Source organism: Pseudomonas sp. UBA6323 (assembly GCF_002439135.1).
In the GTDB taxonomy this organism is placed as follows: Bacteria; Pseudomonadota; Gammaproteobacteria; order Pseudomonadales; family Pseudomonadaceae; genus Aquipseudomonas.
In genome coordinates this window covers 21,929-35,486 of sequence record NZ_DJSX01000049.1, presented here as the reverse complement: position 1 = coordinate 35,486, position 13,558 = coordinate 21,929, and the positions used below count along the sequence as shown (strand labels likewise).

The window sequence follows — 13,558 nt, the reverse complement described above, 5'->3', positions numbered from 1 at the left end:
GCGCAGCGTGTCGCGCCACCTCGCCCGGGTGCAGGGCGCACGCCCAACCGCCGCGGTTCTCGCCGCACGCAAGGAGACATCCCCATGACGACATCCCATCTGGCCTTGCGTGGCCTGCTCGTACTGCTGGCGGGTCTGCCGCTGGCCTCGCTTGCCGGCGAGCCGCTGATCGTGGTCGAAGACCGCGGCGGCGCGTCGGCGCTGCCGTACTACGAAGCCCTGAACCTCCAGCCGCGCACCAACGCACCGGCCCGGCCGCCGATCCCGACGCCCCAGGTTCCCGCCACGCCGGCGGACGAGGCCGCGATGCTGCCGGTGCGCAGCGCCAAGCTCACCCCCGGCACCGTCCCGCGGCGTGTCATCGAGGCTCCGGGTCTGCGGCCTTTCGTTGTCGTCGGCGACGACGAGGCATCTCGGGCCTGGCTGCGCAGCCAGGCAGCCGCGCTGCGCGAGCGCGGCGCGGTCGGTCTGGTGGTCAACGTCGAGACCGTGCAGGGCCTGGCGCGGCTGCGCACCCTGGTGCCCGGCGTACCCCTCGCGCCCATGTCCGGCGACGACCTGGCCGAGCGCCTGGGCCTGCGGCACTACCCGGTGCTGATCACAGCCACCGGCATCGAGCAATGAAGCCATGTCGGGGAAACAGCCGGTCGAGGTACTGCTTCGCCCAGCGGTGGAGCTATACACCGTTGCCGCATGCGCGGGCGCCGCGTTTCTGTCCCTGGTGGCCCCATGGTCGCTCGCGCTGAGCCCGTCCATGGGCGTCGGCAGCGCGCTGGCGTTCGGCGCCTACGGTGCCATCCGCTACCGCGATGCCCGCATCATCCTGCGCTACCGGCGCAACATCCGCCGCCTGCCGCGCTACGTGATGACCAGCAAGGACGTGCCGGTCAGCCAGCAGCGGCTGTTCGTGGGGCGCGGGTTCCTGTGGGAGCAGAAGCACACCCATAGGCTCATGCAAACGTACCGGCCGGAGTTCCGCCGCTACGTCGAGCCCACACCAGCCTACCGGCTGGCGCGACGGCTGGAAGAACGGCTGGAGTACGCGCCGTTCCCGCTGTCCCGGCTGTCGAAACTCACCGGCTGGGACGTACCTTTCAACCCGGTGCGGCCGTTGCCGCCTGTGGGCGGCCTGCCGCGCCTGCACGGCATCGAACCCGAGGAGATGGACGTCAGCCTGCCGCTGGGCGAGCGCGTCGGCCACTCGCTGGTGCTGGGCACGACGCGCGTCGGCAAGACCCGGCTGGCCGAACTATTCGTGACCCAGGACATCCGGCGCGTGAACGCCGCGGGCGAGCACGAGGTGGTGATCGTCATTGACCCCAAGGGCGATGCCGATCTCCTGAAGCGGATGTACGTCGAGGCTAAGCGCGCCGGCCGCGAAGGCGAGTTCTACGTCTTCCACCTGGGATGGCCGGACATCTCCGCGCGCTACAACGCCGTGGGGCGATTCGGGCGTATATCGGAAGTCGCCACCCGCGTTGCGGGGCAGCTTTCCGGTGAAGGCAACTCGGCCGCCTTCCGAGAGTTTGCGTGGCGGTTCGTCAACATCATTGCCCGCGCCCTGGTGGAGCTGGGACAGCGGCCCGACTACATGCTGATCCAACGGCACGTCATCAACATCGACGCGCTGTTCATCGAGTACGCCCAGCATTACTTCGCCAAGACCGAGCCCAGGGCCTGGGAGGTGATCGTCCAGATCGAGGCCAAGCTCAACGAGAAGAACATCCCGCGCAACATGATCGGGCGCGAGAAGCGCGTGGTGGCGCTGGAGCAGTACCTCTCGCAGGCGCGCAACTACGACCCGGTGCTGGATGGCCTGCGCTCGGCGGTTCGCTACGACAAGACGTACTTCGACAAGATCGTCGCATCGCTGCTGCCGCTGCTGGAGAAGCTCACTAGCGGCAAGATCGCGCAGCTCCTGGCCCCGAACTACTCCGACCTGGCCGACCCGCGCCCGATCTTCGACTGGATGCAGATCATCCGTAAGAGGGCCATCGTCTATGTGGGCCTGGATGCGCTCTCCGACGCCGAGGTCGCCACCGCGGTCGGCAACTCGATGTTCAGCGATCTCGTGTCGGTCGCCGGGCATATCTACAAGCATGGGATCGACGATGGCCTGCCGGGCGCATCGGCCGGTGCGCGCGTGCCGATCAACGTCCATGCCGACGAGTTCAACGAATTGATGGGCGACGAGTTCATCCCGCTGATCAACAAGGGCGGCGGTGCCGGCCTGCAAGTCACTGCGTACACGCAGACCCTGTCGGACATCGAGGCCCGCATCGGCAACCGCGCGAAGGCAGGCCAGGTGATCGGGAATTTCAACAACCTGTTCATGCTGCGCGTGCGCGAGACCGCGACCGCCGAACTGCTGACCCGGCAATTGCCGAAGGTCGAGGTCTATACGACCACCATCGTCAGCGGCGCGACCGACAGCTCGGACATTCGCGGGGCGACGGATTTCACGTCGAACACTCAGGACCGCATCAGCATGTCCAGCGTGCCGATGATCGAGCCGTCGCACGTCGTCGGCCTGCCGAAAGGCCAGTGCTTCGCGTTGCTGCAGGGCGGCCAGCTTTGGAAAGTGCGCATGCCGCTGCCGGCGCCGGACCCGGACGAAGTGATGCCGGCAGACTTGCAGCAACTGGCCGGGTACATGCGCCAGAGCTACAGCGAAGCGACGCAGTGGTGGGAGTTCACCAGTTCCCCCGCCTTGCAGGACACGGGCCTGCCCGACGACCTGCTGGATGACGCCGCTGCGGCCGAACCTCCCGCGGTGGCCATTGCCACCGACGAGGACACCGGCAACAAGGCCTCGCCATGAAGGACGCCGCCTCGACTGCACAACGGGAGCAGAACCAGCGCCAGGGGCTGATCGTCGGCACCATCACCTTGCCGTTCCGGCTGCTCGGGGTGCTCATCGGCTCGCTGCTGTTCTCGATCGTGGTGGAGTGCGTCGGCATGCACCTGTTCTGGAAGGACCAGGGCTGGCGGCACTCGCAGCAGATGTTGCAGTACGAACTGGGGCACCTGTCCAGCCACTTCACGCGCAGCGTCGTCGTGCAGGAGCCGGGGCGCACCGCGCACGAACTGGTGGATACCGGCTACGAATGGGTATTCGTTCGCTCCGGGCTGCTGGAGCGCATGAGCCAGACCGCCGAGCGCGCCCGCGCGCCGAGCCACGGGAGGATCCAGGACGGGGGGCGCAACTTTCGCTACTACATCAGCCAGGTCTATGTCTGGACCGAGAACTACCTGATTGCCGCGGCCTTCACCACCCTCACGTTTCTGGTGCGCCTGCTGGTTCTGGTGCTCACGTTGCCGCTGATCTGCACCGCGGCGTTCGTCGGCCTGATCGACGGTCTTGTGCGGCGGGACGTGCGCCGGTTCGGCGCAGGCCGGGAATCCGGCTTCATCTACCACCGCGCGAAGGCGAGCCTGATGCCGCTGGCCGTGCTGCCGTGGGTCACGTACCTGGCCTTGCCGATCTCTGTGCATCCACTGCTGATCCTGCTGCCCAGCGCAGCCTTGCTGGGACTGGCCGTGAGCCTGACTGCGGGCAGCTTCAAAAAATACTTGTGATGACAGAGAAACCAGATCATTAGGCAACTCATTCAGTATTTGTCGGGTCCCGGACGATTGGCTGCTTAAAAACAAGCGTCCGTTGCTGCATGGCCGAGAGGTACTGCAAGCAGTTCTGGCAACATGGCAATCCCGTGCCAAGGAGTTGCCATGCTGATCAGCCTTCACAAGAACGCTACGACCACACCTGCCACCCGTTTGGCATTGCAGCAAGCCAGTGGTACTGATCGAGAGTTGGCGCAGCAATACGGGATTGGCATAGGGACCGTGCGTAAGTGGCGGGGCAGAACCACGGTGCATGACGCCAGCCACACGGCCCACCGCCTGCAAACGACTCTCAATGCAGGGCAGGAAGAGCTGGTTATTTATCTGCGCAGCCAGCTGCGGCTACCTCTGGATGACTTATTGGCGGTGGTGCGAGAGTTCATTGAGCCGGCCATGAGCCGCTCGGCGCTGGATCGCTTGCTGCGCAGACGAGGCCACTCCAGATTGCCCGTACAGCCCAAGCCTGAGGGCGAGCACAAACCCTTCAAGGCGTATGAGCCTGGCTATGTACATGTAGATGTGAAGTACCTGCCCCAGATGCACGATGAGGACAAGCGCCGCTATGTTTTTGTTGCCATCGATCGAGCTACACGCTGGGTGTTCATTGATATCAAGCAGCACAAGACGGCAGCATCCGCCAAAGCCTTCTTGGCTGCCGTACGCAAAGCTGCAGCGTTCAAGATCCACACCATCCTCACCGACAACGGCAAAGAGTTCACAGACCGATTGTTTGGAAGCCGCACACGTCAGCCCTCAGGCGAGCACGAATTCGACCAGTTATGCCAAGCATTGGGGATAGAGCATCGGCTGACCAAGCCAAAGACGCCACAAACCAACGGCATGGTTGAGCGCTTCAATGGCCGCCTGAGCCAGGTGCTGCGCTCGCATCACTTCAACAGTGCAGAGGATTTGGAGAAGACACTGCACAGGTTTGTCTGGCTGTACAACCACCACTTGCCACAAAAGGCACTGGGGCATGAAGCCCCAGTCCAAGCACTCAAAAAATGGAAGATGAAAGCTCCTGATTTATTCGTCAAGAACGTGCGTAATCATCCGGGACCCGACAAGTATTTCTTATTTATTGAATTTGCTGACCAAGGATTTTCTCGCGATACATATTGGCCAAATGGCGCGCCCTCATGCTCCACTGCTCTGTAATCTTTGGGAAATCTGTTGCGCCGCGCCCATCCATTCCTTGCAATGTAACGTAGCCCTGCCCATCCTGTCCGCGTACAAAAGCTATGTAGTTATATATTGAATCTCGAAATTCAGTGAGAGCATAAAAGAAGGCATCGCCAGCCGGAAGCGCACGAGATAAGTCAATGCGACCTTGGGCATATAAAAAATCATTGACACCCTTCATTCCCCATCCTACCCGATCCAACTCAATGTAAAGATTGTCCACGGCGTCATAATGCACAGATGGAATGTAACCACATGAAAAGTCCCATGTTTCGAGCCAGTCGAGAAAGTCAGACCTGAAATATGAAGGAACAATATTTTGAAGTGTGGCTATGGAATCCGCCATCTGCTGAGGCGTTAATGCGCTCCTGGCAACTTGAAATGCTGATGGGAAAATTCTCTTACAGACATCTTGTGGGATAAAACTAATATCAGAAATTTCACCCCAATAGACCACGTGAACCGGAAAAATCGATCCATCCAGCCTTTTGTGTTGAGTGCCATGGAACTGATGATGATTTATGCTGGTATGGCGATTTGCCGTTGTGAAAATCACATAACAACCAATCGGCTCAGGGAAGGAATCGGTCTTACTCAACTCAGCCGTAACGTCTGTAGAGTTTAGTTGATTAACAAATTTTGCCTGCCCAAACACTGAGTAGCCGCCAACGGCAGGAAAAATGTCAATGCCATGCTGCCTTTGCCCATTTCCGCCGTATCTTCTGAATTGCACGTCATACCTCATATTCCGCGCGACCCAGTCCCTCATGAGGTAGCAGCAAATTTCCTCAAAATCTTGATCAGTTCTAAAGGTCAGTCCTTGCATTTTTATCCTGGATCTTTGTAAGAGCGTTGATATTTTGCCACGCGGCCGGTGGAAATTCCCTTCTTGAATTCTGGCCTGACGACCACTCCCTGAGCGAACTGGACGCACGCTGCCAATCAAACCGATCAGCGCAGTTTCCTATTGTTTGCTGCCTGCAGTCACCCTGAACTCCACCATCGCACTATTCTGATCACACAGGAATGGCGCGATGTTGGCTCCGATCTGGCAGCGCGCCGCGCATCGCGGCGTGCCCATTTTTCTCGTGACGGCCCTGCTGCTGGGTCAGTCCCCGATGGCGTTGGCCGAGTCCCCCGCACAGCGCCAGGAGCTGGTCGCCGCGCTGCGCCAACTCGACGCGCTGGAGCGCACCGTCGCCGACAGCGCCGCGCGTGCCCCCATCCAGCCGGGCGAGCGCTACCACTTCGATTACCCGCGGTTGCTGGCTGACTTGGCGCGCGTGCGCGCCGGCATCCAGGCCCATCTCACACCGTCGCGTGCCCAGCCGCGCGACCCCTCCGAACTGGCCAGCGACTACCGCACCGAGCGGTCCGCTTCGCCATCGCCGACGACTACGGAAGCCAAGCCATGAACGGCGCCCAGGTCTCGGCATTTCAAGCCAACAGCGGCATCGCGCCTTCGGCGATGGCGACCGTCCTGGTCGGCGCCGTGTTCGCGGTGCTCCTCGTCTGGGGCGTCTGGGCCATCCGAACGGCCTACGTGGGGTGGTCCGAGAGCCGCCTCAACCAGCGCCAGTTCCTCGGCGTCTGCATCCGCTTCGTCGCGATGTACCTCGTCCTGAGCTTCTTCCTCCTCTCCTGACCTGAAAGGCACGACCATGCAAAACCGCATCCTCCATTCCCGCCTTGCCCAGCGCGCCGCTGTGGCACTGGGCTCCGCCGCGCTGCCCGCGCTGTCGTTCGCGCAAGGCTTGCCGCAGTTGGAAAACCCGACCCGCGGCACCGGCAACGGCATCATGGAAACGATCAGGAACTACGGCTACGACATCATCATGCTCGTAGCCCTCCTGGTCGTGGCGTCGATGTTCATCGGCGTCTGCTACCACGCCTACGGCACCTACGCGGAAATCCACACCGGCCGCAAGACCTGGGGCCAGTTTGGCCTCACCGTCGCGATCGGTGCCGTGCTGCTCGTGATCGGCATCTGGCTGCTCACCGAAGCCACGGGCATCCTGTAAGGCGAGGCCGGTATGTCCGAGCAGCAGCACGTCCGTGCGGACGGGACGGTCACGTTCCTTCCGCATCGGCTCAACCGCCACCCTGTTGTCGTGCGCGGCCTCACCGCCGACGAACTGTGGATCTGCTGCGGCCTGTCCGGCGCCGCCGGCCTGCTGGTCGGCGCGCCGCTGTCCTGGGTGTTCCGCACGATCGCCATCGCGCCGACGTTCGTCGTCCTGGGCGTGGCCCTGGGCGTCTTCATCGGCGGCGGCATCCTGCGCCGGCTCAAGCGCGGGCGCCCCGACACCTGGCTGTACCGGCAACTGCAATGGCGCATCGCCACGCGCCATCCACTGATGGCGGGATGGGTAGGCGGCCACGTGCTGATCTCGCGCTCCGGCTTCTGGTCCACCCGAAGGTCCGTTGCAAGGGGGGCACGATGAGCCGCTTCAAGAACGAGATCACCCACCTGCAGGCGCACATCAAGACGCTTCGCCTGGGTGCTGGTGCGCTGGTCATCGTCGCCCTGGTCATGGGCGGTGGCTGGTGGAGCGCGCCGCGCGACCTGACCATCCACGTCCCGCCCGACCTGCGCTCTGGCAGTACCCGCAAGTGGTGGGAAGTGCCGCCCGAATCGGTCTATGCGTTCACGTTCTACGTGTTCCAGACCCTCAACCGCTGGCCGACGAACGGCGAAGAGGACTATCCGCGCAACCTCCACACGCTCTCGCCGTACCTCACCCCGTCCTGCCAGGCCTTCCTTCGCGCGGACTACGACTACCGCCGTTCCACGGGCGAGCTGCGCCAGCGCGTGCGCGGGATTTATGAGATCCCCGGCCGCGGCTACGGCGACGACCCCACGGCGCGCGTGCGCGTGGTCTCCGACCGCGACTGGGTGGTGACGCTCGACATCACCGCCGACGAGTACTACGGCGCCGAGCAGGTCAAGCGCGCGCTCGTGCGCTACCCGGTGAAGGTCACGCGGGTGGACGTCGATCCCGCCCGCAACCCGTTCGGCCTGGCGCTGGACTGCTACGACGGCGCGCCCCAGCGCATCAGCGCACCGGAGCCGACTCGCCCGGCACCTGGCGGCCTGTCTCCGCAAGCGCCCCAAGGAGGAAACACCCCATGAAGCATCCTGTACTCGTGCTGCTGGGGCTGCTGGCCGTGGCCGCGGCACCCGTCTCCCATGCTGTGGAGATTCTGCGGTGGGAACGCATGCCGCTGGCGGTGCCGCTGAAGGTCGGCCAGGAGCGCATCGTGTTCATCGACCGGAACGTCCGCGTGGGCGTGCCCGCAGGCGTGGGCGAACGCCTGCGCGTGCAGAGCGCAGGTGGCGCGGTGTACCTGCGCGCCAGCGAGCCGATCGAGCCCACGCGGCTGCAATTGCAGGACGCCGACACGGGCGCGCTGATCCTGCTCGACATTGCGGCCGAGCCGCCCAAAGACGGCGAAGCCGAGCTGGAGCCGGTGCGCATCGTCGAGGGCAGCAGCACCCCTGCGCGCTACGGCGATCAGCCAGGCGGTGCCGATGAGGCCCCGGCACGCGCCCAGGACCAAGCAGGTACGCGGGCGACCCGGCGCGAAACCCCGGTTCCGGTCGTCCTGACGCGCTTCGCCGCGCAGAACCTCTACGCGCCGCTGCGCACTGTGGAGTCGCTGCCTGGCGTCATGCGGGTGAACCTGCGCCGTGACCTCGACCTCGGCACGCTGATGCCGACGCTGCCGGTGCGCGCGGTCGCGCTCGCGTCGTGGCGTCTGGAAGACCAGTGGGTCACGGCCGTGCGCCTGACCAACAGCAGCAGCGGCTGGGTCACGCTCGACCCGCGCGTGCTGCAAGGCGATTTCCTCACCGCCACCTTCCAGCACGAAGCGCTCGGACCGCGCGGGACGCCCGAGGACACGACCGTCCTGTACCTGGTGACGCGCGGGCACGGCCTCGCGCAATCGCTGCTGCCGGCGATCCACCGCTTCGACCCGGCCGTGCATCTGCCGCAGCGGGAAGCTGAAGCCGACGATGGCAAGGAGGCCCGCCATGCGCAGTAACGGCTTGCTCAAGTGGCTGATGATCCCGGTCGCCTTGCTGGTGCTGTTCGTTGCCATCCGGCTGTTCTCCGGTGGAAGCACGTCGGCACCGCCCGCCGCGGATGCTGGCTCCAAGCTCACGCCCGAGGAAATGAAGGCGTTGGGCATCGAAGGCGATACCCCGCGCGATACCGTGGCAACGCTCGTCGCCCAGGTGAAACAGTTGCGCACCGAGCTTCAGACCGCGCTGACCGACAACAAGTCGCAGCGCGAGGAAAACCAGCGGCTGCGCCAGCGGGAGAACTCCATTGATCAGCGCATCAATTCGGCCCTCGAATCCGAGCGCTCCAACCTGCGCCGCGACCAGGAACAGGCGGCCAGCGCGCGCCAGCAGACCGAGGGGCTGCTCGCCGACCTGCAGCGGCGCCTGGACAGCATTGGCGGGCGCGGCGGCGGTCACGCTGATCTGCCGGTGGGCCTGGGGCTGCGCGGCGGCGACGAGGCCGGCATGGAAGGCGGCATGCGCTGGGTCGAACCGGACGACGCGAAGAAGGCCGAGGGCCGCAATGGCAGTCGTGGCGCAGGCAGCGGCATGAGCTTCCCGACGAGCTTCGGCCCGGCACAAAGCACACTGGAAACCACCGCGGAAACCGTGGCGAACGCCGGCGCAGGTGCGGCAGGCGTCAAGAGCGCCAAGCCGGTCTATACCGTGCCGACCAACTCGACACTGATGGGCTCCGTGGCGATGACGGCGCTGATTGGGCGCGTGCCGATCGACGGGACGGTGAACGATCCGTACCCCTTCAAGGTGCTGGTCGGGCCGGACAATCTGACTGCCAACGGCATCGACATTCCCGACGTGGCCGGCGCGGTGTTCTCCGGAACCGCATCGGGCGACTGGACGCTCTCGTGCGTGCGCGGCCAGGTTCGCAGCATCACCTTCGTCTTCAACGACGGCACGATCCGCACGATTCCCGAAGACCGCGAAGGCAACCAGCAGAACAACCAGCAGCGCGACGGCCTGGGCTGGATCAGCGACCCGCACGGCATCCCGTGCGTCAGCGGCGAACGGCGCAGCAACGCCCAGCAGTACCTCGGGTCGCAAGCTCTGATCACCGCGGCCGGAGCCGGCGTGGCCTCGCTCATCGAGAGCGACAGCGGCCGCATGTCCTACGTCGGCTCGGACGGCGCCATCGGCACCGTGGGCATCAGCGGCAAGGAAGCAGTCGGCCAGATCCTCGCGGGCGGCGTCCGGGACATGTCGACCTGGGTCAACAAGCTCTACGGACAGGCTTTCGCCGCCGTCTATGTGCAGCCCGGCGCCAAGGTCGCCGTCCACCTCGAAAAGCCGCTGGCCATCGATCACGACCCCGAAGGCCGGCGCGTCGATCACCGTGCAGGAGAAAGCCATGCGCTCGAACTCGATTAAGGGCCTCGCGCTGGCCGCGGCCGTCGCCGTGCTCAGCGGTTGCGCCACCAGCAAGGAAGAACTGCTGACCCATAGCGACCGCACCATGATGGACATCTGGCAGCAGGAAACGGGTGGCGGCGGCAGTGGCACCGGCCAGGTCGCGCGCCGGCAGTTGCTCGACGCGCGCCAGAGCCTGCGCCGGCCGCTGACCGACGCCGATGTGCAGGCTGCGCCCGTCGAGCAGATGCGCTACACGCGCACGGCGCGCAACGAGGTTTATCGCCAGTTCCAGCGCCTGCCCAACCCCGATCTCGTCATGTATGTGTACCCGCACCTGGCGGGCACGGACCCCGTGCCGGTTCCGGGCTACACGACGGTCTTCCCCCTGTACCAGCGCGTGCAGTACGCCATGCCCGGTGAACGGCTGGAGGACTATTGATGCGCTGGGAACTTCCCTGGCCGAAGCTGGCCGCATCCGGCACCGGCGACGAAGAGAAGCCGGACGGCTGGCAGCGCCACGTCGAGGCCTTGCGCCAGGCCGGCGTCCCTGAACCCGGCGCAGCGGTCCAGGGCCGCAGGCCGGCGACGGTAGCCGACGAGCAGGCGCTGTACGACGTCGCGCCGTCGTTCGCGGAACTGCTGCCTTGGGTGGAGTTCTTGCCGCAGTCGAAGTCCATGCTGCTGGAGGATGGGCAGTCGGTCGCTGCCTTCTACGAGCTGGTGCCGCTGGGCACCGAGGGGCGGGAGCCCGGCTGGCTCGCGCATGCCCGCGATGCCTTGGAGAACGCGCTCCAGGACTCGTTCGATGAGCTGGACGAAAACCCCTGGGTACTCCAGCTCTATGCCCAGGACGAGCCCAGCTTCGACCAGTACATGCAGACCCTGCGCGACTACGTGCAGCCGCGTGCCCGCGGCACCGCTTTCACCGAGTTCTACTTGCGCTTCTTCGGCCACCACCTGCGCGCGGTCGCCAAGCCGGGCGGCCTGTTCGAGGACACGGTGGTCACGCGGCTGCGCTGGCGCGGCCAGACGCGGCGGGTGCGCATGGTGATCTATCGCCGTGCAACTGGGCAGGCAAGCCGCCGCGGCCAGACGCCCGAGCAGATGCTGAACATCGTCTGCGACCGCCTGTGCGGCGGCCTGGCGAACGCCGGCATCCAGGCACGGCGCATGGTCGCAGCCGACGTCCACGACTGGCTGCTGCGGTGGTTCAATCCGCGCCCGGCGATGCTTGGACCGAGTGCAGAGGACCGGGAGCGCTTCTACGCGCTGGCGCGCTACCCCGACAGCACCGAAGAAAGCGAGGCCGGCGAAATCGAGCTGGCGAGCGGGCGGGATTTCAGCCAGCGGCTGTTCTTCGGCCAGCCACGCTCCGACGTGGAGCACGGCACCTGGTATTTCGACGGCATGCCGCACCGCGTGCTGATCACCGACCGGCTGCGCATGCCGCCCGGCACCGGGCACCTGACCGGCGAGACCCGCAAAGGGGATGCCATCAACACGCTGTTCGACCAGATGCCGGAAGACACCTTGCTGTGTCTCACGATGGTCGCCACGCCGCAGGATGTCCTGGAAGCGGATCTCAACCACCTGGCGAAGAAGGCCGTGGGCGAGACGCTGGCGTCGGAGCAGACGTTGAAGGACGTGCAGGAAGCCCGCTCCCTCATCGGCAGCGCACACAAGCTCTACCGGGGGACGCTGGCATTCTACCTGCGCGGACGCGACGAAGCGGAACTGGACCGGCGCGGCCTGGACCTGGCGAACGTGATGCTCAATGCTGGCTTGCAGCCGGTGCGCGAGGACGACGAGGTGGCGCCGCTCAACAGCTACTTGCGGTGGCTGCCATGCTGCTACAACCCCGGCCAGGATCGGCGCAAGTGGTACACCCAACTGATGTTCGCTCAGCACGCGGCGAACCTGTCGCCGGTGTGGGGCCGCGCTCAAGGTACGGGGCACCCGGGCATCACGATGTTCAACCGCGGTGGCGGGCCGATCACCTTCGACCCGCTCAGCCGCCTGGATCGGCAGATGAACGCCCATCTGTTCCTGTTCGGCCCCACCGGCTCCGGCAAGAGCGCCACGCTCAACAACCTCTTGAATCAGGTCACGGCCATCTACCGACCGCGGCTGTTCATCGTGGAGGCTGGCAACAGCTTCGGCCTGTTCAGCGACTTCGCACGCATGCTCGGGCTGACGGTAAACCGGGTCAAGCTGGCCCCAGGTTCGGGCATCAGCCTCGCGCCATTCGCAGACGCGCGTCGGCTGATCGAGACGCCCAGCGACGTGCAGACGCTCGACGCCGACGCGCTGGATGAAGACCCGCCACCAGATGCCTCGGCCATGGAGGCGGACGAGCAGCGCGACGTGCTCGGCGAACTGGAGATCACGGCGCGGCTGATGATCACGGGCGGAGAGGACAAGGAGGAAGCCCGGATGACGCGGGCTGACCGCTCGCTGATCCGTCAGTGCATCCTCGACGCCGCCGAGCACTGCGTGGCCGACAAACGCACGGTGCTTACGCGCGACGTGCGCAACGCGTTGCGCGCCCGCGGCCAGGACCCGACGCTGCCCGAAATGCGCCGCGTGCGGCTGCTGGAGATGGCGGATGCGATGGACATGTTCTGTCAAGGCACGGACGGCGAAATGTTCGACCGCGACGGCACGCCGTGGCCCGAAGCCGACATCACCTTGGTTGACCTCGCGACATACGCCCGCGAGGGCTACAACGCGCAGCTCTCCATCGCTTACATCAGCCTGATCAGCACGGTGAACAACATCGCCGAGCGCGACCAATACCTGGGACGCCCGATCATCAACGTCACCGACGAAGGCCACATCATCACGAAGAACCCGCTGCTCGCGCCCTACGTCGTGAAAATTACAAAGATGTGGAGGAAATTGGGGGCCTGGTTCTGGCTCGCGACGCAGAACATCGACGACCTGCCGCGCGCCGCGGAGCCCATGCTCAACATGATCGAGTGGTGGATCTGTCTCAGCATGCCGCCCGATGAAGTTGAGAAGATCGCGCGGTTCCGCGAACTCTCGCCCGCGCAGAAGGCGCTGATGCTTTCGGCGCGCAAGGAAGCGGGGAAATTCACCGAAGGCGTCATCCTCTCCAAGAGCATGGAAGTGCTGTTCCGCGCCGTGCCGCCGTCCCTGTACCTCGCCCTCGCGCAGACAGAACCCGAGGAGAAGGCCGAACGCTACCAGCTCATGCAGCAGTACGGCTGCACCGAACTGGAAGCGGCTTTCAAGGTGGCCGAGAAGATCGACCAGGCCCGCGGCATCGAGTCGCCGGCCCTGGAACTGTCGTAA

13 protein-coding genes and 2 pseudogenes are annotated in these 13,558 nt (G+C 65.0%); 14 read left to right on the top strand and 1 reads right to left on the bottom strand.

Going from position 1 to position 13,558, the window contains the following annotated elements:
- The 5 genes and pseudogenes from B3P22_RS11430 to B3P22_RS11410 all read left to right on the top strand — a co-directional run.
- Positions 1 to 88 (top strand): annotated as a pseudogene (locus tag B3P22_RS11430) (lytic transglycosylase domain-containing protein); the annotation flags it as partial.
- Positions 85 to 624, top strand: coding sequence for an integrating conjugative element protein (locus tag B3P22_RS11425; protein ID WP_003821097.1), 540 nt, complete (start codon positions 85 to 87; stop codon positions 622 to 624). The pseudogene B3P22_RS11430 and the gene B3P22_RS11425, both read left to right, overlap by 4 nt.
- Positions 625 to 628: 4 nt before the next feature.
- Positions 629 to 2,821, top strand: coding sequence for a type IV conjugative transfer system coupling protein TraD (gene traD, locus B3P22_RS11420; RefSeq protein WP_296271053.1), 2,193 nt, complete (start codon positions 629 to 631; stop codon positions 2,819 to 2,821).
- Positions 2,818 to 3,579, top strand: coding sequence for a TIGR03747 family integrating conjugative element membrane protein (locus tag B3P22_RS11415; protein ID WP_003821103.1), 762 nt, complete (start codon positions 2,818 to 2,820; stop codon positions 3,577 to 3,579). The genes traD and B3P22_RS11415 overlap by 4 nt, the downstream gene beginning before the upstream one ends.
- A 150-nt stretch (positions 3,580 to 3,729) precedes the next feature.
- A pseudogene (locus B3P22_RS11410) lies at positions 3,730 to 4,689 on the top strand (IS481 family transposase); the annotation flags it as partial.
- A 13-nt stretch (positions 4,690 to 4,702) separates the two neighbouring features.
- On the opposite strand, the gene B3P22_RS11405 reads toward B3P22_RS11410, so the two are convergent.
- Entirely contained in the window at positions 4,703 to 5,632 is a 930-nt protein-coding gene (locus B3P22_RS11405) for a hypothetical protein (protein WP_003821104.1), read from the bottom strand.
- 208 nt (positions 5,633 to 5,840) lie between these two features.
- Between B3P22_RS11405 and B3P22_RS11400 the strand changes: the two genes are divergently transcribed.
- The 9 genes from B3P22_RS11400 to B3P22_RS11360 are packed head-to-tail and all read left to right on the top strand — an operon-like array spanning position 5,841 to position 13,558.
- Positions 5,841 to 6,221 carry an RAQPRD family integrative conjugative element protein gene (locus B3P22_RS11400; RefSeq protein ID WP_003821105.1) on the top strand — a complete coding sequence of 127 codons (381 nt, stop codon included), beginning with the start codon at positions 5,841 to 5,843 and terminating at the stop codon, positions 6,219 to 6,221.
- On the top strand, positions 6,218 to 6,451 hold the full coding sequence (locus tag B3P22_RS11395) for a TIGR03758 family integrating conjugative element protein (protein WP_003821106.1): 234 nt from the start codon (positions 6,218 to 6,220) through the stop codon (positions 6,449 to 6,451). The genes B3P22_RS11400 and B3P22_RS11395 overlap by 4 nt, the downstream gene beginning before the upstream one ends.
- A 16-nt stretch (positions 6,452 to 6,467) precedes the next feature.
- Positions 6,468 to 6,827 (top strand): TIGR03745 family integrating conjugative element membrane protein, encoded by a 360-nt coding sequence (locus B3P22_RS11390; protein WP_003821107.1) that lies wholly within the window; start codon positions 6,468 to 6,470, stop codon positions 6,825 to 6,827.
- A 12-nt stretch (positions 6,828 to 6,839) separates the two neighbouring features.
- Entirely contained in the window at positions 6,840 to 7,250 is a 411-nt protein-coding gene (locus B3P22_RS11385) for a TIGR03750 family conjugal transfer protein (RefSeq protein ID WP_003821108.1), read from the top strand.
- Positions 7,247 to 7,939, top strand: a complete 693-nt coding sequence (locus B3P22_RS11380; RefSeq protein WP_003821110.1) for a PFL_4703 family integrating conjugative element protein — start codon at positions 7,247 to 7,249, stop codon at positions 7,937 to 7,939. Before B3P22_RS11385 ends, B3P22_RS11380 begins: the two co-directional genes overlap by 4 nt.
- Positions 7,936 to 8,853 (top strand): TIGR03749 family integrating conjugative element protein, encoded by a 918-nt coding sequence (locus tag B3P22_RS11375; protein WP_003821112.1) that lies wholly within the window; start codon positions 7,936 to 7,938, stop codon positions 8,851 to 8,853. The genes B3P22_RS11380 and B3P22_RS11375 overlap by 4 nt, the downstream gene beginning before the upstream one ends.
- Positions 8,843 to 10,261, top strand: a complete 1,419-nt coding sequence (locus tag B3P22_RS11370) for a TIGR03752 family integrating conjugative element protein (RefSeq protein WP_003821113.1) — start codon at positions 8,843 to 8,845, stop codon at positions 10,259 to 10,261. Before B3P22_RS11375 ends, B3P22_RS11370 begins: the two co-directional genes overlap by 11 nt.
- The gene (locus tag B3P22_RS11365; protein WP_003821115.1) at positions 10,242 to 10,682 is read left to right on the top strand and encodes a TIGR03751 family conjugal transfer lipoprotein; all 441 of its coding nucleotides are present in this window, start codon (positions 10,242 to 10,244) and stop codon (positions 10,680 to 10,682) included. Before B3P22_RS11370 ends, B3P22_RS11365 begins: the two co-directional genes overlap by 20 nt.
- A complete protein-coding gene (locus B3P22_RS11360; protein WP_003821116.1) occupies positions 10,682 to 13,558 on the top strand; it encodes a conjugative transfer ATPase in 2,877 nt (958 codons plus the stop codon). The genes B3P22_RS11365 and B3P22_RS11360 overlap by 1 nt, the downstream gene beginning before the upstream one ends.

Bases quoted from the DNA above. Each gene is read 5' to 3' on its own strand.
- B3P22_RS11425 (WP_003821097.1), top strand. From the start codon at position 85: ATGACGACATCCCATCTGGCCTTGCGTGGCCTGCTCGTACTGCTGGCG.
- traD (WP_296271053.1), top strand. From the start codon at position 629: ATGTCGGGGAAACAGCCGGTCGAGGTACTGCTTCGCCCAGCGGTGGAG.
- B3P22_RS11415 (WP_003821103.1), top strand. From the start codon at position 2,818: ATGAAGGACGCCGCCTCGACTGCACAACGGGAGCAGAACCAGCGCCAG.
- B3P22_RS11405 (WP_003821104.1), bottom strand. From the start codon at position 5,632: ATGCAAGGACTGACCTTTAGAACTGATCAAGATTTTGAGGAAATTTGC.
- B3P22_RS11400 (WP_003821105.1), top strand. From the start codon at position 5,841: ATGTTGGCTCCGATCTGGCAGCGCGCCGCGCATCGCGGCGTGCCCATT.
- B3P22_RS11395 (WP_003821106.1), top strand. From the start codon at position 6,218: ATGAACGGCGCCCAGGTCTCGGCATTTCAAGCCAACAGCGGCATCGCG.
- B3P22_RS11390 (WP_003821107.1), top strand. From the start codon at position 6,468: ATGCAAAACCGCATCCTCCATTCCCGCCTTGCCCAGCGCGCCGCTGTG.
- B3P22_RS11385 (WP_003821108.1), top strand. From the start codon at position 6,840: ATGTCCGAGCAGCAGCACGTCCGTGCGGACGGGACGGTCACGTTCCTT.
- B3P22_RS11380 (WP_003821110.1), top strand. From the start codon at position 7,247: ATGAGCCGCTTCAAGAACGAGATCACCCACCTGCAGGCGCACATCAAG.
- B3P22_RS11375 (WP_003821112.1), top strand. From the start codon at position 7,936: ATGAAGCATCCTGTACTCGTGCTGCTGGGGCTGCTGGCCGTGGCCGCG.
- B3P22_RS11370 (WP_003821113.1), top strand. From the start codon at position 8,843: ATGCGCAGTAACGGCTTGCTCAAGTGGCTGATGATCCCGGTCGCCTTG.
- B3P22_RS11365 (WP_003821115.1), top strand. From the start codon at position 10,242: ATGCGCTCGAACTCGATTAAGGGCCTCGCGCTGGCCGCGGCCGTCGCC.
- B3P22_RS11360 (WP_003821116.1), top strand. From the start codon at position 10,682: ATGCGCTGGGAACTTCCCTGGCCGAAGCTGGCCGCATCCGGCACCGGC.